Genomic DNA, 24,928 nt, shown 5'->3' with positions numbered 1-24,928 from the left:
TTTCTTCGTAAAATTTTATACTGTAAATTAATATTTTTTTCAAATAATATTTTTCTAATTTGGTTTTTTTGTCCAATTTTATTTCCGACTCTTCAAGTCTTAACACCCATCTTTCACCAATTTTATCACCTACCAATGAAAATTCCCTCCACAAAAGGTGTTTTCAGAATATGTTTCTGGATAGCTATTTACAGCTTCCTAACGATACAGGCTTCAGAAGCCTATATAAACGAAGCTAAACTTTCCGCCGATCGAAATACTGGTTTGCGTCGATTGACAGTGTCCGAAGGAAGAATCCAGCCATCATTTGATCCCTCCATCACAAGCTACAAAATCGAGGTGCCATTTTCGACCTTCTCGATCAGCATGATGCCGAGCGTGTCGGATGCGGCGAGCTCCCTGACAATCAAAGGAAAAAGGATACTCCCCGACCAAGATTCGCCTAGGATTCTTCTGATGCCGGGAAGAAACATTATCAGTTTGCGTGTCCTGGATAAAAATGGAGCTGAAGCAACCTATACTTTTGAAATCTGGAGAAATGCTCCTGTGCGCGGCGAGACATTCAACTTCAAAACACAATCAGATGATTGTGGACAATTTATAGACCAAGACGAATGTCAGGCAGCAAGAGCCGATGATGATGGCGACGGAATTCCAAACTTCCTTGACTTTTGTCCAAATACTCCTCCCGGTAGCTCTGTAGATGCGAGTGGTTGTGGAGAAGCGGAAAAAGATACTGATGGCGACGGGGTAACCGATGACTTAGACATTTGTCCGGACACTCCCGCAGGTGAATCAGTAAACGCCGAAGGATGTAGCGCATCTCAAATCGACACGGACAAAGATGGCGTGCCTGACATGCAGGACCAATGTCCAAATACTCCCGAAGGAGAAGCCGTCGACGCAAACGGATGTTCTGATTCTCAAAAAGACACGGATAATGACGGTGTGACCGACAACTTGGACCAGTGTCCAAATACACCTGCCGGTTCTACCGTAGATGCGAATGGCTGTAGCCCTGACCAAATCGATACGGATGGGGACGGCGTTCCAGATTATTTGGATCTGTGTCCAGATACGCCTATGGGTTCGACGGTCGACGCAACTGGCTGTGCGGACTCTCAAAAAGACACCGATGGGGACGGCGTAACGGATGACCGCGATCAATGTCCAAACACACCGGCGGGTTCTACCGTCGATGCGAATGGCTGTACGCCTGATCAAATCGATACGGACAGCGATGGCGTACCGGATTATCTGGATCTATGTCCAAATACCCCAATGGGCTCCACAGTTGATGCCAATGGCTGTGCCGATTCCCAGAAAGATACAGATGCGGATGGCGTGTCCGATGCCGCAGACCTTTGTCCCAATACACCTTCAGGGTCCACAGTAGATGCAACCGGATGTGCGGAATCCCAAAAAGACACAGACAATGACGGTGTGACGGATGACAGGGATCAATGTCCCAATACCCCATCCGGTTCGACCGTTGATGCAAATGGCTGTGCCGATACACAAAAGGACTCAGATGGTGACGGTGTTTCGGACGCCAATGACCTTTGCCCCAATACACCTTCCGGCTCCACAGTAGATGCAACCGGATGTGCGGAATCCCAAAAAGACACAGACAATGACGGTGTGACGGATGACAGGGATCAATGTCCCAATACGCCGGCCGGTTCAACAGTTGATGCGAACGGGTGTTCCGAAACCCAAAAAGACACGGATGGTGATGGTGTAAATGATGCAATTGACCAATGTCCCAATACTCCAGCGGGCTCAACGGTCGACGCCAATGGCTGCGCCGATTCACAAAAAGACTCCGATGGAGATGGTGTGAATGACGCGATCGACCAATGTCCCAATACACCTGTTGGTTCAGCAGTCGACGCGAATGGTTGCTCTGAAACGCAAAAAGACACGGACGGTGATGGCGTAAATGATGCTATTGACCAATGTCCCAATACTCCGGCGGGCTCAACGGTTGACGCCAATGGCTGCGCCGATTCACAAAAAGACTCCGATGGAGATGGTGTGAATGACGCGATCGACCAATGTCCAAACACGCCTACAGGATCTACTGTTGATGCCAACGGATGTGCGGAAACACAAAAAGACACGGATGGTGATGGCGTAAATGATGCTATTGACCAATGTCCCAATACTCCAGCGGGCTCAACGGTCGACGCCAATGGCTGTGCCGATTCACAAAAAGACACAGATGGTGACGGAGTCTCAGATGCCGTCGACCAATGTCCAAATACGCCTTCAGGCTCAACTGTCGATGCCAATGGCTGTGCGGAAATACAAAAAGACACGGATGGCGATGGTGTAAATGATGCCATAGACCAGTGTCCAAACACGCCCGCAGGCTCCACAGTAGATGCAAACGGATGTGCAGATAACCAAAAGGACACAGATAGTGACGGTATTTCTGATGCCAATGACCAATGTCCAAATACGCCTGCAGGTTCCACTGTGGATGCCAATGGCTGCTCCGATGCCCAAAAAGACACGGATGGCGATGGCGTAAATGACGCGCTCGACCAATGTCCCAATACTCCTGCAGGATCAACAGTGGATGCGAATGGTTGTGCTGCTACGCAAAAAGACACAGATGGTGACGGTATTTCTGATGCCAATGACCTTTGCCCCAATACCCCTCCAGGATCAACAGTCGATGCGACCGGTTGCGCAATTTCGCAAAAGGATACCGACGGTGACGGAGTAAATGATGCCATAGACCAATGTCCAAATACTCCTGCAGGTTCGACTGTAGATGCGAATGGCTGTGCTGAATCTGAAAAAGACACTGATGCGGATGGAGTGACCGATGACCTTGACCAGTGTCCAAATACTCCCGCGGGTTCGACCGTTGATTCAAATGGTTGCGCAGATGCACAAAAGGATTCCGATGGTGACGGAGTTTCTGATGCCATAGACCAATGTCCAAATACCCCAGCGGGCTCTACCGTAGATGCCAACGGCTGTGCGGAAGCGCAGAAAGACACCGACGGGGACGGTGTTACCGATGATCTTGACCAATGTCCAAATACGCCTGCAGGTTCCACAGTAGACGCTAACGGTTGTGCCGAAACGCAAAAAGACACCGACGGTGATGGCGTTTCGGATGCCGTTGACCAATGTCCGAATACACCTTCGGGATCGACTGTGGATGCCAACGGATGTGCGGAAGCACAGAAAGACACCGACGGCGACGGCGTAACCGATGACCTGGACCAATGTCCAAATACCCCGGCTGGCTCCACTGTAGATGCAAACGGTTGCGCCGAAACACAAAAAGATACCGATGGTGACGGAGTTTCTGATGCCGTTGACCAATGCCCAAATACACCTTCCGGATCGACTGTTGATGCCAACGGATGTGCAGAAGCGCAGAAAGACACCGACGGCGACGGCGTAACCGATGACCTGGACCAATGTCCAAATACCCCGGCTGGCTCAACGGTAGATACAAATGGCTGCGCAGAAACCCAAAAAGATACCGACGGTGACGGAGTTTCTGATGCCGTTGACCAATGTCCTAACACGCCTCCCGGTTCGACTGTCGATGCCAATGGGTGTGCAAATTCCCAAAAGGATACAGATGGCGATGGCGTAACAGATGACTTGGATCAATGTCCCGCAACACCTGCTGGATCAACCGTAGATGCCACTGGATGTGCGCCATTTGAAAAAGACACCGACGGTGACGGAATTCCCGACGACCAAGACCAATGTCCAAATACGCCAATCGGCTCAACTGTCAATGCCCAAGGATGTAGCATTGACCAAATTGATACCGACCAAGATGGTGTAGCTGATTACCTGGATCTCTGCCCCAATACACCTTCGGGTCTTGCTGTTGACGCTAATGGCTGCGCGGACAGCGAAAAAGACACGGACAACGATGGTGTTACCGATGACTTGGATCAATGTCCAGGTACCCCAGCCGGCCAACCTGTAGATGCAAACGGCTGCGCAGAAACCCAGAAAGACACTGATTCAGACGGAGTTTCTGACGCAAACGACCTTTGCCCCAATACTCCCGCCGGTACTACCGTGGATGTAAATGGATGCGCTGATTCCCAAAAAGACACGGACAATGACGGCGTATTTGATGATGTAGACCAATGTCCGAATACACCTACAGGTGAGCAGGTTGACGCCAATGGCTGTGCGGAATCCCAAAAAGATACCGATGGTGATGGGATCACTGACAATCTCGACTTGTGTCCAAACACACCTGCAGGCTCTATGGTCGACACCAATGGCTGCGCCGATTTTGAAAAAGACACCGACGGAGATGGCGTGACAGATGACATCGACCTCTGTCCGACAACTCCTACCGGCGAAACGGTGGACGAATTCGGATGCTCAGTCAACGAGCCTTTTATTACCCAAGTAGTCGGCACAGAGACATTAGACGCAACCGAGGTACCTTGGGCTACGCCTTTGGACCAGATTACCTTGCCAAGCCAGATTTTGGTATTGACCAATAATGGCGATTGGGTGTATCTGCCGATCACTTGGAACACGGCATCTTATGATTCATTGCAAAGCGGAACCTATGTGTTTGAAGGCGTGATCACGTTCCCCAACAGCTGGGAGGATCAACTATCTGGTCCGCCGACTATTACAGTCATTGTGCTTGCGAAGCCTGCACCGGAAGACCTGCTTTTGAGCAACGACCTTTTCGCCCAAAACAATGATCCTTCGATCTTCATCGGTGATTTCACAGTCATTGACCCTACGGATGATATCCATACGATCGCATTGGTGCCGGACGCTGCTGACAACAGCTTGTTTGAAATCGTTGGAAACCAATTGTTCTGGAACAACTCCGAACTGAGACCGGGCGAAACCGAATTCACCATTGTCGTCACCGTCACTGACCGCGCAGGCAATGTGTTCCAAAAAGAATTTGTAATCACCAGGGAAATCCTGCCACTCGAGTCGATCCAAATCCCCAACACCTTTACGCCTGATGGCGACGGTGTCAACGACGAATGGGGAGTCGGAGCGCTGAAAGTCTACAAATCGTACATGATCCACATATACGAACGGGGCGGTCTGCGGGTCTTCTTCACCGATGATGCGGACGAACTGTGGGATGGTACCTATCTGGGAACCGTCCTGCCGAGGGGAACCTACTACTTTGTGATTGAGGTGAAAGACACCCAAGAAACACGAAAAGGTATGCTCAATCTTCTTAGAAATTAACTCTTCTGATATCAAGCCCTCCCGAAGTGAAACCCGGGATGGTCAACACACCAATTATGAAATTCTTTAATCGTATGAAAAAACTGATCTTGTTCATTTGTCTCGGCGTCTTTTCTGCCAATTGGGCCTCAGCCCAATCCAGAAAATACGTCAGCCAATTCAACCAGTTCCAGAGTTATTTCAACCCGGGACTGACTGGATATGAAGGCTCGACCTTTAGGGGATTTGTCCGCAACCAATGGGCAGGCTTTGAAGGGGCACCAAAAACCTATTTCGTTTCTCTTGAAATAGATCCTTCGGAAATCAAGGGATCCGGCGAAGAAAATATTGTAGAAGGAAAAAACGCGATCGGCGTCAATTTGGTAAAGGATCAATACGGCCCATTCAAAGATACCGAAATGGTTATCAGCTATGCTTCTAGGATAAGGGTTGGAAAAAGCTCCAATCTAAGACTTGGTGCGGCGATGAACTATTCGATGGTAGGCCTCGACGGCAACAACCTGACAACCGAACAGGCCGATGACCCTACGGTAAACCAATTTCTCAACAGCTTTGCCAACATGACGATATTGGATTTCAACCTTGGCATGGCACTCACTTCGCAAAACTACTACTTCTCCTATGCCGCCCACAACCTAAACAGGGGAGGCATCAGTTCAGGAGACATTTTCCTGGAAAGCAAACCAATCGTAAGCATTTTCCAAACTGGTTTTCGTCATTCGGTTACGCCAAATGTGTCGATTTTTTCCCACGTGATGTATAGGATTCAGTCTGACTTGCCATCCACGATGGAGTTTAACATCAAGGCACTCCTGATGGAAAAAGTATGGGTTGGCGTGGGGCACCGTATCGACTACGCGTTCAACATGCAGCTGGGCTATGCCATGCCAAAGTTCAAGTTTGGCTATGCCTATGAGATGCCCGTTAGCGGTTCGTACCTCATTCCAAATCCAACCCATGAATTTATGCTATCCTATTACCTATTTAGAAAAAGTGATAGCATGAGAAAAGTCGGGGATTTGATCTGGTAATTGTAAACTGAACGATAAGCTGCTTGAACTTCAAGTGATAAACCTTGCAACTGAAGTGAATTGAGGCAAAAAAGCCAGGCCTCTTTGGAATTACCAATTCTCAAGCACATTATTCAGCAAAACTCTATCAACATTTCAAGAGTACATTTTTCAATATCTGGCTATACATTTTTTAGCAAAAGAAAAAGGGTGCCCGCAAGACACCCTTTTCTTTTTTCTACCTGATTTTCCGTGTTTTCAGTTTGCCACGGTAAACACCGGACTCACAACTGAGGTGGTTGGCACCACATCAAAAGGCTCTGACGATGATTGAGGTATGGGCACATTGGAAAATAGGGCCAATCCAAAATTACTCAATTCGGTTACACTAAGAATCTTGATACTGACAGCGGGCAAAGACCCGTCACTCCCATCTGTTCTTTCGCTTACACTTAGAATCTCAAATGCCACCATCCCCAAATTTGCACCTTGCATGTTGCCCTCCAAAGGCGAATAATTGATGGAGATGTCGCTGTCGTAGACCATAGCCAGAACTTTATATCCAACCAACATTTTGAGACCGGTGGCGCGCAGTGGCGTCACGTTTTGGATTTCGTCCAACAATACCTCCCTGTCATCATCAATATTCGGTGTACCCAATCCCGGTCCAGGAGTCAGGTAATTTCTCGCCCCATTATCTGTCGGTCCGGCATTGATCCATTTATTGGGTATGGTATTCAAGGCAAACCAACCTTCGTCGCCTACCTCGCCTGTATAAAGTGTGATCGTCTTTCCCTTGTTTTCCGCAAAAAATTTCAATTGCTGTCGAAGTCCTACCGCGGCAATCTGATCATTGACATCTGTCTCGCTAAAGTTGTTTGGCGCAGAACCATTATCGATGCTGTCTTCGTCGATCGCAAGAAGCACTACATAATCGCTTGGTCCGCCGGGGAGACCGTCATCGTTGGTCTCATTCATACACGATCCCAACAGCACGAAGACCAGCAGGATATATACTCCGATTCTTTTTTTCATAGCCTGTACTCAAATGGATTGAAGAGGAATTCTCCTTTATCAAATAAAATGCCAAAAACATTTAATTTATACTTTATTTTAAAATATATAAATATTTGATAATCAATAATATATATAATTTCAAATGAGAGTTTGTTTACCATTCACAAAAAACAGAGCGTAAATTGTCCTTCAATACGGCGATCGCTTATCAAAAAATAAGACTTCCCTTCGGATTCGACTTGGCAGGCTGGATGCCATTCCCTATCTTTCTATGAATGATCCCGGACCGCTTTTTCCTGCGAAAAACGTCCTTAGACCCAAAATATTGCGATGAAAAATGTTGTCATAACCGGAGGTGCAAGTGGAATTGGACTGGCTATCACCCGGCTGTTCGCCCGAAACGGGCACCACGTTTTTTTCCTTGATTACAATGTAACCACTGGGATCGAGGTGGAGCGCGAACTCATGGAATCTGGCCACAAGGTGAAGTTTTTGGAGGCAGACGTCTCCAGCATGGAATCCGTCGCGAAGGCATTCGCCTCCACCCCCCCTACCCTAGACGTATTGGTCAATAATGCCGGAATATCGCATATTGGCAATCTAGAGAATACGGCCGAATCGGATTTTGAGCGATTGTTCCAAGTGAATGTAAAAGGCGTATTCACCTGTTCCCAACTTGCTTTGCCAAAGTTGAAGGCCAACAAAGGTGGAGCTATCATCAATATGTGTTCGGTAGCCGCCACAATCGGACTTCCGGACAGATTTGCCTATTCTATGACCAAGGGCGCTGTGATGTCCATGACGCTCTCGATGGCAAGGGATTTAGTCGCAGATAATATCCGCTGCAACTGCATATCTCCGGGACGTGTACATACCCCATTTGTAGATGGTTTTCTGGCAAAAAACTACCCTGGCCAGGAGAAAGAGATGTTTGCGAAACTTGCGGCCACCCAACCTATCGGAAGAATGGGCACACCCGAAGAAATTGCCGGAATGGTGTATTATTTGGCTTCAGATCAGGCAAGCTTTATCACCGGAAGCAACTACAACATCGACGGAGGCTTTATGGGCCTAAAGATGTGAGCTCGTTGACCTGCGAAGAGATTCCAGATTAAGTTCACGATTGGATGGCCAAGGCAGCGTAACGAGTAAATACTAAATAGGAGTTCTCAAACCATTTTATACCTTAATCTTAAAATATTCACCTATGAAATTGATCAGATTTGGCGAAGCCGGAAAGGAAAAACCAGGCATAGAAACCCAACATGGAACACGACTTGATTGCAGCGGTTTTGGGGAAGATTGGTCGGAGGAGTTTTTTGACAATGACGGCCTATCGCGACTTTCCGCTTGGTTGGAAACCCATGAAGCCAAACTCTCCGAAATCCCAAAAAACGCCCGCCTTGGTTCGCCCATAAAAAGACCTTCAAAGATTATCTGCGTCGGATTGAATTATGCCAAACACGCGCAGGAAAGCGGCATGCCACTGCCTGAGGTACCGATACTGTTTATGAAAGCAACTTCCTCGCTTTGCGGACCATTTGACCCAATCATCATACCGAAGAATTCCGAAAAAACAGACTGGGAAGTCGAGCTAGCTGTAGTCATCGGAAAAAAGGCAAGTTATGTCGGTAAGGAAAATGCGATGGATTACGTGGCGGGATATGTGCTTCACAACGATGTTAGCGAGCGGGATTTTCAATTGCACCATGGGGGCCAATGGGTGAAAGGAAAAAGTGCCGATCACTTTGCTCCTTTGGGGCCCTTTTTGGCAACCAAGGACGAGATTAGGGATCCCCACAACCTCCGTCTATGGCTGAAAGTCAACGGACAAACCCTACAAGATAGCAACACCTCTGATTTGGTTTTCGATATTCCCACGCTGGTCTCGTACATCAGCCAGTACATGACCTTGCTTCCAGGTGATGTGATTTCGACGGGCACTCCGTCCGGAGTCGGATTGGGTCTCAAGCCACCAAGATACCTTGTGGAAGGTGATGTAGTCGAGCTTGGAATCGATGGGCTCGGTACGGCCAAGCAAGTGGCAGTGAATTGGAAAGCGAATTAGATTACAGTGGCAGTGTGCAGTAACAGTTGGCAGTGAGCATTGTTCAGGCGAATAGCCGCAATTGCGCTGAAAACGGTGAAAGATCGAAAAATCGCGCTCCTTCCAAATAACCGATAACTCAAAACCCATTCGAATAGCCCTTGAAAATCGACTCCCATCAGCATTTCTGGAAATACGATCCTGCGCGGCATGCTTGGATCGACGAATCGATGTACAAGATTCGCAGGGATTTCTTGCCGGAGGATTTGTGGCCCGAATTGCAGGCGCGGGGTATTTCAGCATGCTTAGCCGTTCAAGCCGATGAGACGGAAAATGAGACTAGATTTCTGCTCGATCTCGGCAACAGGTTTGACTGGATCAAGAAAGTCGTGGGATGGGTTGACCTGAAAGCGCCGGATATTGAACGACGATTAGAACAATATAAATGTGAGCCAAAACTTGCTGGTTTCCGAGCGATTCTCCAAAGTCAAGAACCCGAAGCCATGGAAGACGACGCCTTTCTCAAAGGCATCAGTCATTTGGAGCGGTTTGGGTTTACTTACGATGTGTTGATATTTCCGAGATATTTGGACAAAGCATACGAGCTGTGCCGAAAATTCCCGAATCAGCCGTTTGTGCTTGACCATTTGGCGAAGCCGGGTATCAAGGCAGGGGAATTCGCAAATTGGAGCAAGTGGATTGCGAAAATGGCGGAATTGCCAAACGTTTGTTGCAAGGTTTCAGGCATGGTCACCGAAGCGAATTGGAGCAATTGGAAATCTGAGGACTTCAAGCCTTATCTTGACTTTGTCACCGAACATTTCGGTACAGATCGCTTGCTTTATGGAAGCGATTGGCCGGTTTGCTTGGTCGCGGGCACATATTCGGAAGTTTTCGACTTGGCAGACAGCTATTTCCAAAACTTCAGCGAAAGTGAGAAACAAGCCATTTTCGGGAAGAATGCGATGCGCTTTTATGGGATTCAATTCTAAAACCTCGTGAAAAAAAAGGGAAAACGATTATTAACTTCATTCAATAAAAAGCAACACTGTAACCATGAACCTCCACCTTTCCGACAAAGTTTTCCTGATATCCGGCGGTGCCAAAGGCATAGGCGGAGCCATCAGCCGCCTGATTGCCGAGGAGGGTGGCATTCCTGTGATGATCGACCCATCCGAAAAAGAAGGTTACGCTTTGGTAAAGGAATTTGGGCAGATTGGCGCCAAGTCCCTGCATATCCAAAAACGACTCCAAAGTCCACAGGATGCTGATGAGGCGGTCAAGGTCGCATTGGCTGCTTTCGGCAGAATTGATGGCGTAGTCAACAATGCGGGTGCGAATGACAGTGTTGGCCTGGAAAACGGAAGCCCTGAAGCTTTTCGCAAATCGGTGGAAAGCAACTTGGGGCACTACTACGACTTGGTACATTATGCACTTCCCGCCTTAAAAGTATCAAAAGGGAGCATCGTCAACATCAGCAGTAAAACCGCCATAACCGGACAAGGCAACACAAGCGGATACACCGCTGCAAAAGGTGGCCAACTCTCACTGACCCGGGAATGGGCCGTCGAGCTGCTTCCTTACGGAATCCGCGTGAATGCAGTAATCCCGGCGGAAGTCATGACTCCCCTGTATCAAAAGTGGCTGAATACATTTCCCAACCCGGAAAACAAACTGGGCGAGATATCCAGACGGGTTCCACTGGAGCGAAGAATGACCAAACCGGAGGAAATTGCCAATATGGTCGTGTTCCTTCTCTCCGGCCGGTCCGCCCATACGACCGGACAGCACATCTTCGTGGACGGGGGATACACGCATTTGGATAGAGTTGTTTAGGGATTTGAGACATGAGATTTGAGGTATCAGTTTAGATGGAAATCTGGGTGTGTCCTAGGAATTGAAATGGCCGCAGACGAGGGCATACTGACGGATCCCATATGAAAATATCAAAAATCGTAACCATGGAATCCACTTTCGATAAATCAGAAAACAAACCCTTCAAGCCCCAATAACCTTTTAACCTAATAACTTTATAACGTTTCGACCTCAAACCCGCCCATGACCCAAAAGCCTGCCCTTGTCCCCAGCAATCTACTCCTGCCATTCATTCTAATTACATCCTTGTTTGCATTGTGGGGTTTTGCCAATGATATCACCAATCCGATGGTGGCAGCCTTTAAGCGAGTGCTGGAACTGAACAATGTCCAAGCTTCTTTGGTACAGATGGCCTTTTATGGAGGGTATTTTACGATGGCTCTGCCGGCAGCACTTTTTATCAAAAAATACAGCTACAAAACAGGTGTACTCATCGGCATGGGGCTTTATGCTTTTGGAGCAATCCTGTTTTTTCCTGCCGCAGCTTGGGAAAGCTATGCATTCTTTCTGTTGGCGCTGTACATCCTGACTTTTGGTTTGGCTTTTTTGGAGACAACAGCGAACCCCTACATACTTTCCATGGGGCCAGCGGAAACAGCAACCCAAAGGCTCAACCTCGCACAGGCATTCAACCCGATGGGTGCCTTGGCTGGACTATTTGTGGCCAAAGAATTCATCCTCAATGCACTGCAATCCAATGCAACAGATACTGCGGGAAATGTCATTTTCCCCTCGCTGGATGAATCTGCCAAAGCAATCATCCGAACCAATGACCTGATGGTCATTCGGGATCCTTATGTGATGTTGGGACTTGTAGTCATCGGGCTAGGAATTGTGATTGGGATCGCCAAGATGCCCGAGAATAAATCGAACAACGGTAGCCTTGATTTTTGGCCTTCGATGAAACGGCTGTTTCGAAAGCCGCAATTCGTAGAAGGCGCGGTTGCCCAGATGTTCTATGTTGGTGCCCAAATCATGGTATGGACCTATATCTACCAATATGCCGAAGTCTTGGGAATCGATAATGCATCCGCAGTCAATTATGCCTATACCGCACTGATACTTTTTCTCGTCGGTAGGTGGATTTGTACCTTTTTATTGCGTTATCTGAAGTCAGCCAAGCTCTTACTTTACTTTTCCATACTTGCGGGATTATTTACCCTTGGTGCAATTTTTCTACCAGGAATGCCCGGACTTTACAGTTTGGTTGGGATTTCTTTTGCGATGTCCCTTATGTTTCCGACCATTTATGGTATAGCCTTGGAGGACCTTGGGGAGGATGCCAAATATGCCGCGGCTTTTCTCGTTATGGCCATTGTCGGCGGGGCAATCATGCCCACCCTGCAAGGAATCATTCTGGACATCGGTGGAACAGGATATGCGGACACACTAATCCTAGGTGTACCCGAGGTCAACTTTTCCTTTATTCTTCCCTTCTTTTGCTTTGTAGTCGTGGGACTGTTTGCCTGGAGAAGGTAAAAGTGGTGCAAAATCCGTCTGTTTCGATCTTTTTGAGTCTCCGTCAATTTTCGAGTGAAAAAGTCTGAAAAGAATTTGGATTATTAAACACTGTTCAATTACATTTGCTTGTACAATCCGATATTATGGGAGTAGCAGAAAGAAAGCTTAGGGAAAAAGAAGAACTGAAGGACCTTATCTTGAAGGCTGCTAAAGAACTTTTTATCGAAAATGGAATCGAAAAGACTTCCATCCGAAACATTGCAGACAAGATCGAATATTCTCCCGGGATCATCTATCATTATTTCCAAGACAAGAACGAGATCTTCCATGCCTTGCATTCCTTGGGCTTCCAAGAAATGAGAAAAAGAATGCAAATCCTCTCAGCCATTGCGGACCCAATGAGCCGTTTACGGGCAATGGGCAAGATTTATATCCAATTTGCGATGGAAAACACGGATATGTATGACCTCATGTTCATCAAAGAAGCGCCAATCGAACACCTTGAAAACCGGAAAACCGAATGTTGGGATGAGGGAAACGGCACTTTCCAGCTTCTCAGGATGACCGTCAAGGAATGTATGGCAAAAGGGCATTTTGAGGGTCATTCGCTTGAACCACTTTCATTTATGATCTGGTCAACTGTACATGGGATGTGTTCCCTTTTTATTCGCGGAAGGGTGACCGTTTTGGAAATGTCAGAAGTGGATCAAATTGTCGAGAATGGTTACCAATCATTTTTGAGAATTATAGATAGGCTTTAAAAAATTTTACCCAATAATTAAACACTGTTCATTTTATTTACATCGTATTAATTATGAAAATAGACCACAAAAAACTTCTCCTTTCCTGGGCGCTTTTTTTTGGCTTCCTCAGCCAGGTCAGAGCCCAAAGCCAATTGGATTTATACATCCAAGAAGGGCTCCAAAACAATTTGGTCCTCAGGGACAAGACCATCTCGCTGGATCAGAGCTACTTGGCACTAAAGTATGCCAAGAGCTTCTTCTTGCCGCAGATCGACTTTGGCGCGAACTATACCCTTGCAGCCGGGGGAAGGGCCATCGTGATTCCTTTGGGTGATTTGCTGAACGGTGTTTATGCTTCGCTGAACACCTTGATGGATCAGCAGCTCTTCAGACCGCTCCAAAACGTCGAGGAACAGTTTATGCCCAACAACTTCTACGACGCCCGATTCCGGGTGAGCTATCCGATCATCAATCCAGACCTGCATTTCAACAAACAGATCAAAAGGGAATCTGTGAAGCTTCAGGAGTACGAGATAGATATCTACAGGGCCGAATTGACCAAAAACATCAAGCAAGCCTATTACAAGTATTGCTTGGCATCCACTGCTGTGGATATCCTGAAGGCCTCCAAAGTATTGGTAGAACAAAACCTCCGCGACAATAAGTCCTTATTAGCCAATGGAAAAGGCTTGCCAGCCCAGGTCCTGCGTGCGGAAAGTGAAGTCGAAAACATCAATGCACAGCTTATCGATGCCGAAAACAGGATGAAAAACGCCGCCTATTACGTGAATTTTCTCCTGAACAGAAACCTTGAATCCGAAGTCATTTTTGAAAAACAACTGATAGACACTACTTATCTGACTGCGCTTACTGAAACCACGGACTTCTCGAATCGATCAGAAATCCAGCAAATCAACACCGCAAAAGGCATTCAGGGAACCGTACTGAAGATGAACCAAATGTTTGCCGTGCCTAGGCTGAATACCTTCGCAGACTTCGGCATGCAGGGCTTCGAATTTGACTATTCTGAGAAAAGCAGGTACATACTCTTTGGAGTCAACATGACTGTACCGGTCTTTCAGGGTGGCAGAAACAGGAACAATATCCAACGTGCCCAAAATGAACTGGAGCGCTTGGACTACAAGTCCGATTTGCTTGATCAGTCCATCGAAATGGCCTTGCGAAGCTCCAAAAACAACATCCAAGCGGCACAGGCGGCAAAAAACTCAGCCGAAACCAACCTCCGGTCAGCTACCTCCTATCTGCGGTTGGTCGATCGGGGATACCGAGAAGGGACTTTCTCCCTGATCGAATTTCTGGACGCACGCAACCAATTTACCCAATCCGAACTCAAGCTGACCTTGGCGGACTATACGCTGTTGTCGGCAATCGCAGACCTTGAAAGAGAACTAGAAACCTTGAACAAATAATCATGAAAACGCTCCAATCAATCATTTTTGCCGGAATGGTCGCCGTCGGGACATTGGCCTGCGGCAGCAAGGGGGAAACGATGAAAACCGACATACCCCAGGGAAGAATCCCCGTGAAAGTCCTTTCAATCGAGCCGCAAGGATCCAATATCCAGCTACAGGCAAGTGGAAAATTCACAACTGACGACGAAACAATGCTTTCCTTCAAGACCGGGGGGATAATCAATCAAGTGCTGGTCGGCGAAGGCGACAAGATCAAGAAAGGCCAACTTTTGGCGACGCTCGACCTCACTGAGGTAAACGCAGGAGTCAACCAAGCACAATTGGGATACGAAAAAGCACTTCGGGATTACGAACGCGCACAGCGTCTTTTGGCGGATTCGGTCGCAACACTCGAGCAGGCACAAAACGCAAAGACTGCCTTGGACATTGCTTCCCAGGTACTCGATGCTGCCAAATTCAACCTCATCTATTCCCAAATCCGCGCCATAAAGGATGGGTTTGTACTCAAGAAATTTGCCAACGTAGGACAGCAAGTCTCCGCGGGCTCACCTGTCCTCCAAACCAATGGTATTGGAAAAAACGATTGGATCCTAAAGGCCACGCTAAGTGACAAGGATTGGGCACTCGTACAAGAAGGAAGTGCTGCGAAGATCTTCACCGGTGTGGAGACCGAAAAAAGTTATGCAGGAACGGTAACCAAAAAATCCCAAAGCGCTGACCCGATGACCGGGACTTACAGCGTTGAAATCGAGTTTTCAGGCGAAAAGCCCTCCTACCTCGCCTCGGGGATGTTTGGCTCAGTCAGTATCGATGCATCGGAACTAGGCAATTCATGGTATATCCCCTTCGATGCCTTGTTGGACGCCAACGGCGGTGAAGGGTTTGTGTTTGTGACGGCAGACGATACAACTGCCATCAAAATCCCCGTGAAGGTCGGAAAAGTACTTCCCGACCGGGTGCAAATCACCGGAGGTCTTGAAGGCTACACCAAGCTGGTCGTAACCGGTTCAGCTTACCTCTCTGATAAATCCGCCATCCAAATCAATCCTTGATATGAAAATCGCAAATTTCGCAGTGAAAAACTACCAGTTTACGCTGGTGATTTTTCTGATGACCATTGCCTTGGGCATGACAACCTTGCTGAATATGCCAAGAAGCGAGGATCCATCACTCGATTCTCCCCAGTTCCCAGTGATCATTATCTATCCCGGCACTAGCCCGGAGGATATGGAGGAGTTGGTCGTGGATCCGCTGGAGAAAAAAATCTACGCACTCGACGACATCAAACGCATCAAGACCAAAATCTCCGATGGCGTGGCGGTCCTCAATGTAGAGTACAAATACGAAAGCAACGTCAACGACAAGTACCAAGAACTCGTCCGGGAGGTCAATGCCATGCGTAGCGAACTTCCACAGGACATCTACAGCATCGAAATCAACAAAGTCGATCCTTCCGATGTGAGCATTTTGCAGATTGGGCTGATAAGCGAAAACAGTTCAAGGGAAAACCTCCAGAAATTCGCCGATCGCCTGCGGGATGAACTGGAAAAAATCAATGCATTGAAAAAAGTCGAAATCCACGGACTTCCCCAGGAAATCGTCCGAATCGATCTTCAGCTGGAGAAAATGGCCCAGATGAATATCCCTCTCAATGCAGTCATTGGAAATATCCAAAGCGAAACCGCAAACATTCCTGGTGGCACGATCGAAGCGGGGAACAAAGCATTCAACGTCAAAACCTCCGGAAACTATGCCGGAATCGAGGAAATCGCCAACACGATGGTGTACAATGCGGGCGGAAAAAACGTCGCGCTAAGGGACATTGCATTCGTACACAAGGACTATGAGGAAAACAAACACCTCACCCGGTTGAACGGCTACAGGACTGTTTTCGTCACAGCAGCACTAAAGAAAGGCAACAACATTTCACAGGTTCAGGCACAATACCTGCCCGTTTTGGAAGCCTTCAAATCAGAACTTCCCGCGAACATCGACATGGTCGTGGCGTTTGACCAAGCCGAGTTCGTCAACAAAAGACTGGGTGGCCTGGGCTTTGACTTCATGATTGCCATTTTGTTGGTTTCGCTGACTTTGCTACCTCTCGGTACCAGGGCAGCTGCCATCGTGATGATTTCGATTCCATTGTCGCTTGGCATTGGACTGGTCCTGATCAATCTTCTCGGCTTCGGTCTGAATCAGCTCAGTATCGTCGGTTTGGTGGTGGCCCTGGGCTTGCTGGTGGATGACAGTATAGTTGTCGTAGAAAACATCGAGCGCTGGATACGGGAGGGCCATTCCCGCATGGAAGCTACACTGAAAGGGACAAAACAGATCGGACTCTCCGTCGTGGGCTGTACCGTCACCTTGATAATCGCGTTCATGCCCCTGGTTTTTCTGCCCGAAGGATCAGGAGATTTCATCAGAAGCCTTCCGGTGGCAGTCATCATGACCGTATTGGCATCGATGTTGGTTTCACTGACAATCATTCCTTTCCTGTCGAGCAGGATCCTCAAGGAACATCAAGCAGGCAGCCAAGGAAATCTCTTTTTGAGAGCGCTCCAAAAAGGCATTTCCGTAAGCTACGCACCCTTGCTGGAAAGGTCGCTCAGGCGGCCCGTCAGAACCTTGGTAATTTCCATGGGTGTTTTCATCCTTTCCCTTGGCTTGTTTCCGGTCATTGGATTTAGCCTCTTTCCCGCATCAGAAAAGCCACAGTTCCTCGTCAACATCATCTCCCCTATCCAAACCAAGATCGGCGAAACAGACCGTGTCGCACAGGAAGTCGAAGCATTGCTCAGGGATGTGGAAGAAATCGAATATTTCTCGACCAACGTTGGTAAGGGTAACCCGCGCATTTACTACAATGTCATACCCGAAAACGAGCGGACTGATTTTGCGCAGATTTTCGTCCAACTCAAGCCCAGCACTTCTGTTTCGGATAAAATCAGAATCATAGAAGATCTTCGAAATTCCTTCGAGGGATTCACCGGAGCCAAAATCGAGGTGAAAAACTTTGAACAGGGACCGCCAATCACGGCACCACTGGAGGTCCGATTGAGTGGGACCAACCTTGACAGTCTCAGGAAAATCGCTGGAGAAGTTGAGCTGATGCTCAGGGAAACTCCCGGCACCATCTATATTGACAATCCCGTCAGTAACCTCAAAACGGACGTCCGCGTGGCAATCCAAAAGGAAAAAGCCAGGTCGCTTGGCGTCAACATCCTAGAAGTGGACAGAACGGTGCGTCTTGCGGTAGCGGGTTTGAATATTGGCAGATTCTCGGACGCGGATGGAGACGAAAGACAGATAATCATCACGACGCCAAAAATGGAAAGGGCTTCTTTGCTGAATTTCAACAACCTGTTTATCAACAACCAACAGGGTGCTGCAATCCCCGTGCAACAAATCGCCGACCTAAAGCTGGAAAGTTCACCCCTTTACATCGACCACTACAACAAAACGCGCACGGTTTCCGTCACGGCTTTTGTGCAGGAAGGGTATTTGGCAGACAGATTGATTTCTGAGGTAGAAGCTAAAGTCGCTGGACTCCAATTGCCGGAAGGCTACAGCTTCAAAATGGCTGGCGAGCAAGAAAGCAGGGAGGAGTCATTTGGGGGTTTTCAGACAGTCATCATCGTAACTGTGTTCCTATTTATCGCTGTACTGATATTGATGTTCAAGACTTTCAAGAGTACGATCATTGTATTGTCGGTGATACCGCTGGGCATGGTCGGGGCGCTTGCAGCACTCTGGCTTACAGGGAATTCGCTTTCTTTTGTAGCAATTATCGGTTTGATCGCTTTGGCAGGAATAGAGGTCAAGAATTCTATTCTGTTGGTGGATTTCACCAACCAGCTGAGGGCGGAAGGAAAACCCTTGGATACCGCCATCCGGGAAGCGGGTGAAATTCGATTCTTGCCGATCGTTTTGACCACCCTTACGGCAATTGGCGGATTGTTGCCGATTGCTTGGTCCACCAACCCGCTCATATCGCCGTTGGCCATCGTCTTGATCGGAGGTTTGATCAGCTCAACGATCCTTTCGAGGATCGTGACGCCCGTGGTATACAAGTTATTGCCGCCACGAATTGAGGCTGAGAATTTATAAGAAATTGGGCCCGAGGGATGTTGATCAGGAGTAACACAGAACCGATCAACGTGCCATCGGCCAACAAAAATTAACAGATAGTTGCAAACTAATTTCAGAGATATCACGTTGAACCCACAAATTTAACACACCCATGAAGACTATTACCAACATGAAAAAAGCCATCGGCGTATTCAGAACCTATGGCATACCCCTTACAGGGAAAAAGAAGCAAGCCCATTTCTATAGAGAGCTCCAGATGGACAAAATCTTTGTAGACGGCTTGGTTTATGAACTGGAAAATGAATTGGACAGGGTACTTACGGACGATACAGCTACCCGGGTCGAAACGCCTTCCGAACTTTTGGAAGAATTGTTGACCGCATAAACTTTTCGATCGGCTAAGGGGTTGACAGTGAAATGAATAAAAAGTCCATCTTCATTATCATTTTGCTGTCAACCCTTGCCTTTGGGTATTATTCCTCCACGGGCGCCAATGAGGTATCCATGCGCTACACGAGTAATCCACAGCTCCCCACTATCCTGCCGTCATCCGAATGGCTAGGTACTCCTTTGGACAGTAAAGGAAGATTTGTCAATCTCTATCATCCTTTCGAAAGCAGTTTTGGCGACCTGATCAAATGGCAAACGACTAAAAACCCGCAAAAAGAGGAGAAAAAATCAGAAAACCGGAGGCTTTTGGTTGAGCTTGACTCCATCATCTGGAAAGGAAGTGACGACTATTTGGTTTGGTTGGGACATGCCACATACCTATTCAGGATTGACGGGACGGTTTTTTTGACGGATCCACTGTTGCTGGACAATACTTTCCTGAAACGTGACTCCGATCTGCCGTTTCCGGTTCATCACATGCCCCGTGTGGATTTTCTTTTGCTGTCCCACAACCACCGCGACCATTGTGATGAAAAGACCTTGCGGTTTCTGGCGGAAAAAAATCCAAACATGAAAGTCCTGACGGGGCTTGGCCTACAAACAATAATCGAATCTTGGCTCAAGGGCCATACCGTACAGGAGGCTGGTTGGTACCAACAATATACATTACTTGATTCGGGCTTGAGCATCACTTATGTGCCAAGTCGTCATTGGTCACGGCGCTGGCTATGGGATGATAACCAGAGCCTTTGGGGAGGTTTTTTTATACAGAATGGAGAAAAGTCGATCTATTTCATGGGTGACTCTGGGGCAGGGGCTCATTTTGCAGATATCCAACGCCATTTGGGAAGCCCGGATTACTGCCTGATGGGCGTGGGCGCATTCAAGCCGGAGTGGTTTATGCATCAGGCACATATATCCCCAAGCGATGCGATTTCCGCATTCAATACACTCCAAGGCAAATTCTTTATCCCGATGCATTTTGGGACTTTTGACCTGTCTGACGAGCCAAGAATGGAACCATGGGATATTTTGGTTCAAAATCAATCCCGAATAGACGGCGCTTTGGTGGAGCCCATTATCGGACGGAACTTGATGGCTGACCGATAGCAGTAAAACCCTTGGATGCACAGGAAACTCAGGTTTCCCCATTTGGCAAAAAATCTTCTTGTTGGAATTATGGCGGAATTTGGCAATATCGCCAGAGACCGCTTATTTTTAGTTTCCCACTTTTGACAACAAATGGAAGAAAACACCGAACAAGCGCCAGTCACCCAATCCGAAGGGAAAAAATTTTGGAACACCGAGAAAATCGTCAGCCTTGCCGCAGTACTCATCAGTATCGGAACTTTGATCGTCCTCATCTACCAAACCAACCTGATGAGTAAACAGCAGCGCTTGTCGGTCCTACCTTATTTGACCATGGGAAATATGGGAACCTACACACCCAACTACAAGTACATGATTTTTAACAATGGAATCGGGCCGGCATTTATCGAAAAAATCGAAGTGAAATACAAAGGAAACACTTACCCATATGACCTGTATGTTTTCCTTGCTGAGCATGCTGAGGGCTTTTCACAAATCAATAACCTTTTTTATTCCAATCTGGCTGTAGGTACACTGATACCGGCACAGACCAAAGTCGAGCACATCATGATTGAGGATTCTACCGAGGATGGTGAGAAACTTCACGCCTTGCTGAGTAGGTACTTTGAAGAAGGCCTCAGCTTTGAAATCACCTACCGATCCATTTACGACGAAAAATGGCTGATCAAAAATGGCGAAGTTGCGCCTTTAGAGGTAGACTAATCGGAATAATCAGGCCGGAGAAACCACTTGAATCTTTGATCCGAAGAATTTTACCAAACAAGGGGAAATGAGGATTATTTATTTAGGTAAAAATAGAATCCCGACTCAAACGAAATCTTCTCCCTTTTTTCTTGCCTCTCCAACAAAGTCCCTGAATTTCCGCTCCCCGTCCAATTTGCATACGACGATCACGTTATCGCTTTCATGTACCAGGTAATTGTCCAAACCTTCAACGACGACTAGCTTTCCGGGGCTGACTTTGATATAGGAGTTGGTAGTCTCGTAGAGAATCGCATTCGCTTCAACTACGTTGTTGTCGGCGTCTTTTTCCTGGATCTCATGGAGGCTTTGCCAAGAACCCAAATCAGACCACCCAAATTCACCCAAGACAACAAAAACCTCGTCGGACTTCTCCATGATACCATAATCGATCGAGATGTTCTTTACCAAAGAATAGGCCTTTTTGATAAAATCCTCCTCAGTATGGGACGAATAGTGCTCAAAACCTTCCTCAAAAACCTCTGCCAGGTCCGGCATATATTTCTCAAAGGCAGCGACGATGCTCTTCACCTTCCAGACAAACATTCCCGAATTCCAAACAAAATCCCCGCTGTCCAAAAACGCCTTTGCGAGTTTTGCATTGGGCTTTTCCGTGAATGTCTTCACTTTCTTTACCGGATTGCCATGGTTGCTGATGTATTGGATATAACCGTATCCGGTCTCAGGCCGATTAGGGCGAATTCCAAGGGTAATAAGTCGATTGCCCTCTTCGGAAGCCTGCATTGCAATACCGATTGATTTGTAGAAATTTTCCTCCTGCAAAATCAAATGGTCAGCCGGGGTCACGATCACCTTGGCATCTGCGGATTTTTGGACTATGCTGTAGCTTGCGTAAGCTATACATGCAGCGGTATTTCGTCCCATCGGTTCGGTAAGGATTTGGGATTTTGGAACCTCGGGCAATTGCTCCTCGACTAAGTGCTCATACTTCTTGTTGGTCACCACATAGAACTTAGTAGGATCGGAAATTTTCACGAACCTATCATAGGTCATCTGCAAAAGCGTACGCCCCGTACCCAAAATATCCAAAAATTGTTTGGGCCTATTGTGCCTGCTGTAGGGCCAAAACCGGGAACCGATTCCGCCTGCCATAATGACGATATATGGGGTTTCATGCATGAGATGAAGATTGTGCGTTGTGGAAAAACAAAGTGGTGGTGGGAATAGATGCTAATTTAGAAACTGACGAGGAATTTCCCTATCATGCAAACTCACTGATATTATATGACTTGGGAAAACATTAACTTAAATATATAAATAACCAACCAAATATTATTTTCATTTCAAGGTGCTGTCGAGGATTCTATTTTGAGCAACGGATTGATTCGAGGCCGAACGGATAATATTGACTAAAAAGAATATCAATCAACGATCTTGGCACCTTTCTAAGATTTGGTTGTGATTTAAGGCAAATTATAGCCAAATTTCTCCAACCGCTAGTAAGATTGATATCAACGGTTTTAATATTTTTTGTTAACTTCAAGATCGCTTTTGTTAATCGCTAAATTTGCGACAAAGGTATAAAACAAATCCTTTTGAATAGCCTACACCCACAAACCTGGAAAAGTAGATATCAATTTAGCTGTGGATCAAAACATAAAAGAAAAACTAAAAAAGATATTTGGTTTCAATAACTTCAGGGGAAACCAAGAGCCCATCGTGGGCAATGTTTTGATTGGTAGAAATACCTTCGTCATCATGCCTACTGGTGCAGGCAAGTCGCTTTGTTACCAGTTTCCAGCCGTGGTAAGTGAAGGGACGGCGATCGTGATCTCGCCCCTGATTGCCTTGATGAAAAACCAAGTGGACCAGCTGAATGCATTCGGCGTTAATGCCTATTTTCTCAACTCTACGCTCAACAAATCCGAAATCACGAAGGTCAAAAAGGAGGTGCTCTCCGGCAAAACAAAGTTGCTCTACGTAGCACCCGAATCTTTGACCAAAGACGAAAATATCGCCTTCCTGAAAGAGGCTAAGCTGAGTTTTGTGGCAATAGACGAAGCGCACTGCATCTCGGAATGGGGCCATGACTTCAGGCCCGAGTACCGTAAAATCAAATCAATTATCGGCCAAATCGGTCCTGAACTTCCCATAGTCGCCTTGACTGCGACCGCCACGCCAAAAGTTCAGCAGGACATTCAGCGCAATCTTCAGATGGAGGAAGCAGACATCTTCAAATCTTCCTTCAACCGTCCCAACCTGTTTTACGAAGTCCGCCCAAAAGTCAAAAACGAGACGAAAAAGGCGATCATCAAGTACATCAAGTCGCAGAAAGGCAAATCGGGAATCATCTACTGCCTCAGCAGAAAGAAAGTGGAGGAAATTGCCGAACTACTCAAGGTCAACGGTATCAGCGCGGCACCCTACCACGCGGGACTTGACCAAGCGGTCCGGATCAAAAACCAAGATGATTTTCTCAACGAGGAAATCGACGTCATAGTCGCCACGATCGCCTTCGGGATGGGGATAGATAAACCTGACGTCCGGTATGTCATCCACTACGATGTGCCAAAATCTTTGGAAGGCTACTACCAAGAGACCGGAAGAGCTGGTAGAGATGGCTTGGAAGGACATTGCCTTATGTTTTACCGCTACGACGACATCATCAAGTTGGAGAAATTCAACAAAGACAAGCCAGTCACCGAGCGTGAAAATGCAAAAGTCCTGTTGGAGGAAATGGCCGCCTATGCGGAAAGCTCCATGTGCCGAAGACGCGTGCTTCTACACTATTTCGGTGAAATGCTCGAAGAGGATTGCGGCTACTGCGACAACTGCAAAAAGCCTATGGAAAAGTTTGAGGGACTGGACCACCTTATCACCGTCATTACCGCTGTCAAGGAGACCAACAACCGCTTCAATCTCAACCATATCGTCAATGTGATCCGGGGAGAAAGAAACGAATACATAGCGAGCTACGGACATGATCAATCTTCGGTATTTGGCAAGGGGATAGAGGACGATGAAAAATTCTGGAAAACCATCGTCCGACAAGCCTTGGTCATGGGTTATTTGGAAAAGGACATCGAAAACTATGGCGTGATCAAGGTTTCGGAAAAAGGAGAAAATTACCTAGAAAGTCCCTTTTCTGTATCATTCAGCAAAGACCATGATTATGAGCAGGAAGTGGGCGATTCGATCGCGGAAGAGGTCAGCAACAGCGGAAAGGCCTATGACGAAAAGCTGTTTGAGCTTCTCAAAGCAGAAAGGAAGCGCGTTGCCAAGGCAAAAAACCTTCCACCATATGTAATCTTCCAAGACCCTTCCTTGGAGGAAATGGCAACTGTCTATCCCACCACAAAAGAAGAGCTCGCCCAAATCAATGGTGTTGGAATGGGCAAAGTGGCTAAATTTGGAGCTTCCTTCTTGAAATTAATCGAAACATATGTCGAAGAAAACGACATCATCACAGCTTCTGACGTAGTCGTTAAGACTGCCGGGAACAGATCAAAAGTGAAAATATCCATCATTCAGCAGGTGGATAGGAAAATCGACTTGGACGAAATCGCCGACAATCTTAACATCTCTATGTCCGAACTCATACAGGAGATTGAGCAGATCATATACAGCGGTACCAAGTTAAATATCAATTACTACATAGAGCATATCCTCGATGAGGAACGTGAGGAAATCCTCCACGATTACTTTATGTCCGCTGAAACAGATAATATAAAAATTGCGATGAATGAACTATCCGATGAGGACTTTGCGGAAGAGGAAGTACGTGTGTACAGGATCAAGTTCATTTCAGAGCACGCCAATTAAACG

Annotated in this window: 17 protein-coding genes; 15 read left to right on the top strand and 2 right to left on the bottom strand. The window is 47.1% G+C overall.

Annotated features, from left to right (window positions below):
• Positions 1 to 135 precede the first annotated feature (135 nt).
• Both C943_RS22590 and C943_RS17050 read left to right on the top strand, forming a co-directional pair.
• Positions 136 to 5,226, top strand: a complete 5,091-nt coding sequence (locus C943_RS22590) for a thrombospondin type 3 repeat-containing protein (protein WP_040481137.1) — start codon at positions 136 to 138, stop codon at positions 5,224 to 5,226.
• A 74-nt stretch (positions 5,227 to 5,300) separates the two neighbouring features.
• Entirely contained in the window at positions 5,301 to 6,257 is a 957-nt protein-coding gene (locus tag C943_RS17050) for a PorP/SprF family type IX secretion system membrane protein (protein ID WP_008630357.1), read from the top strand.
• 237 nt (positions 6,258 to 6,494) lie between these two features.
• Here C943_RS17050 and C943_RS17045 read toward each other — a convergent pair whose 3' ends face one another.
• A complete protein-coding gene (locus C943_RS17045) occupies positions 6,495 to 7,271 on the bottom strand; it encodes a hypothetical protein (protein ID WP_040481136.1) in 777 nt (258 codons plus the stop codon).
• 312 nt (positions 7,272 to 7,583) lie between these two features.
• On the opposite strand from C943_RS17045, the gene C943_RS17040 reads away from it, so the two are divergent.
• The 12 genes from C943_RS17040 (at position 7,584) to C943_RS16985 (ending at position 21,103) form a co-directional block, all read left to right on the top strand.
• The gene (locus C943_RS17040) at positions 7,584 to 8,336 is read left to right on the top strand and encodes an SDR family NAD(P)-dependent oxidoreductase (RefSeq protein WP_008630348.1); all 753 of its coding nucleotides are present in this window, start codon (positions 7,584 to 7,586) and stop codon (positions 8,334 to 8,336) included.
• A 124-nt stretch (positions 8,337 to 8,460) separates the two neighbouring features.
• Positions 8,461 to 9,321 carry a fumarylacetoacetate hydrolase family protein gene (locus C943_RS17035; RefSeq protein ID WP_008630346.1) on the top strand — a complete coding sequence of 287 codons (861 nt, stop codon included), beginning with the start codon at positions 8,461 to 8,463 and terminating at the stop codon, positions 9,319 to 9,321.
• 140 nt (positions 9,322 to 9,461) lie between these two features.
• Positions 9,462 to 10,292, top strand: coding sequence for an amidohydrolase family protein (locus C943_RS17030; protein WP_008630344.1), 831 nt, complete (start codon positions 9,462 to 9,464; stop codon positions 10,290 to 10,292).
• A 64-nt stretch (positions 10,293 to 10,356) separates the two neighbouring features.
• Complete coding sequence (locus C943_RS17025) at positions 10,357 to 11,136, top strand: L-fucose dehydrogenase (RefSeq protein ID WP_008630342.1); 780 nt, start codon at positions 10,357 to 10,359, stop codon at positions 11,134 to 11,136.
• 222 nt (positions 11,137 to 11,358) lie between these two features.
• Positions 11,359 to 12,654, top strand: coding sequence for an L-fucose:H+ symporter permease (gene fucP / locus C943_RS17020; RefSeq protein ID WP_008630340.1), 1,296 nt, complete (start codon positions 11,359 to 11,361; stop codon positions 12,652 to 12,654).
• A 125-nt stretch (positions 12,655 to 12,779) separates the two neighbouring features.
• The gene (locus C943_RS17015) at positions 12,780 to 13,397 is read left to right on the top strand and encodes a TetR/AcrR family transcriptional regulator (RefSeq protein WP_008630337.1); all 618 of its coding nucleotides are present in this window, start codon (positions 12,780 to 12,782) and stop codon (positions 13,395 to 13,397) included.
• Between the two features lie 53 nt (positions 13,398 to 13,450).
• Complete coding sequence (locus tag C943_RS17010) at positions 13,451 to 14,809, top strand: TolC family protein (protein ID WP_008630330.1); 1,359 nt, start codon at positions 13,451 to 13,453, stop codon at positions 14,807 to 14,809.
• A gap of 2 nt (positions 14,810 to 14,811) precedes the next feature.
• Complete coding sequence (locus C943_RS17005; RefSeq protein ID WP_008630328.1) at positions 14,812 to 15,864, top strand: efflux RND transporter periplasmic adaptor subunit; 1,053 nt, start codon at positions 14,812 to 14,814, stop codon at positions 15,862 to 15,864.
• Position 15,865: 1 nt separating this feature from the next.
• The gene (locus C943_RS17000) at positions 15,866 to 18,919 is read left to right on the top strand and encodes an efflux RND transporter permease subunit (protein ID WP_008630326.1); all 3,054 of its coding nucleotides are present in this window, start codon (positions 15,866 to 15,868) and stop codon (positions 18,917 to 18,919) included.
• Positions 18,920 to 19,052: 133 nt separating this feature from the next.
• Positions 19,053 to 19,286: a hypothetical protein gene (locus tag C943_RS16995; protein WP_008630324.1), complete on the top strand. Its 234-nt coding sequence runs from the start codon at positions 19,053 to 19,055 to the stop codon at positions 19,284 to 19,286.
• Between the two features lie 32 nt (positions 19,287 to 19,318).
• Positions 19,319 to 20,401 (top strand): MBL fold metallo-hydrolase, encoded by a 1,083-nt coding sequence (locus C943_RS16990; RefSeq protein WP_008630323.1) that lies wholly within the window; start codon positions 19,319 to 19,321, stop codon positions 20,399 to 20,401.
• Between the two features lie 132 nt (positions 20,402 to 20,533).
• Positions 20,534 to 21,103 (top strand): hypothetical protein, encoded by a 570-nt coding sequence (locus C943_RS16985; RefSeq protein WP_008630321.1) that lies wholly within the window; start codon positions 20,534 to 20,536, stop codon positions 21,101 to 21,103.
• A gap of 105 nt (positions 21,104 to 21,208) precedes the next feature.
• On the opposite strand, the gene C943_RS16980 is transcribed toward C943_RS16985, so the two are convergent.
• Entirely contained in the window at positions 21,209 to 22,282 is a 1,074-nt protein-coding gene (locus C943_RS16980) for a mannose-1-phosphate guanylyltransferase (protein WP_040481135.1), read from the bottom strand.
• Positions 22,283 to 22,747: 465 nt separating this feature from the next.
• Between C943_RS16980 and recQ the strand changes: the two genes are divergently transcribed.
• Positions 22,748 to 24,925, top strand: a complete 2,178-nt coding sequence (gene recQ / locus C943_RS16975; protein WP_008630317.1) for a DNA helicase RecQ — start codon at positions 22,748 to 22,750, stop codon at positions 24,923 to 24,925.
• Positions 24,926 to 24,928 lie beyond the last annotated feature (3 nt).

Source organism: Mariniradius saccharolyticus AK6, assembly GCF_000330725.2.
GTDB lineage: Bacteria > Bacteroidota > Bacteroidia > Cytophagales > Cyclobacteriaceae > Mariniradius > Mariniradius saccharolyticus.
This window is presented reverse-complemented; position numbering and strand designations above follow the sequence as displayed.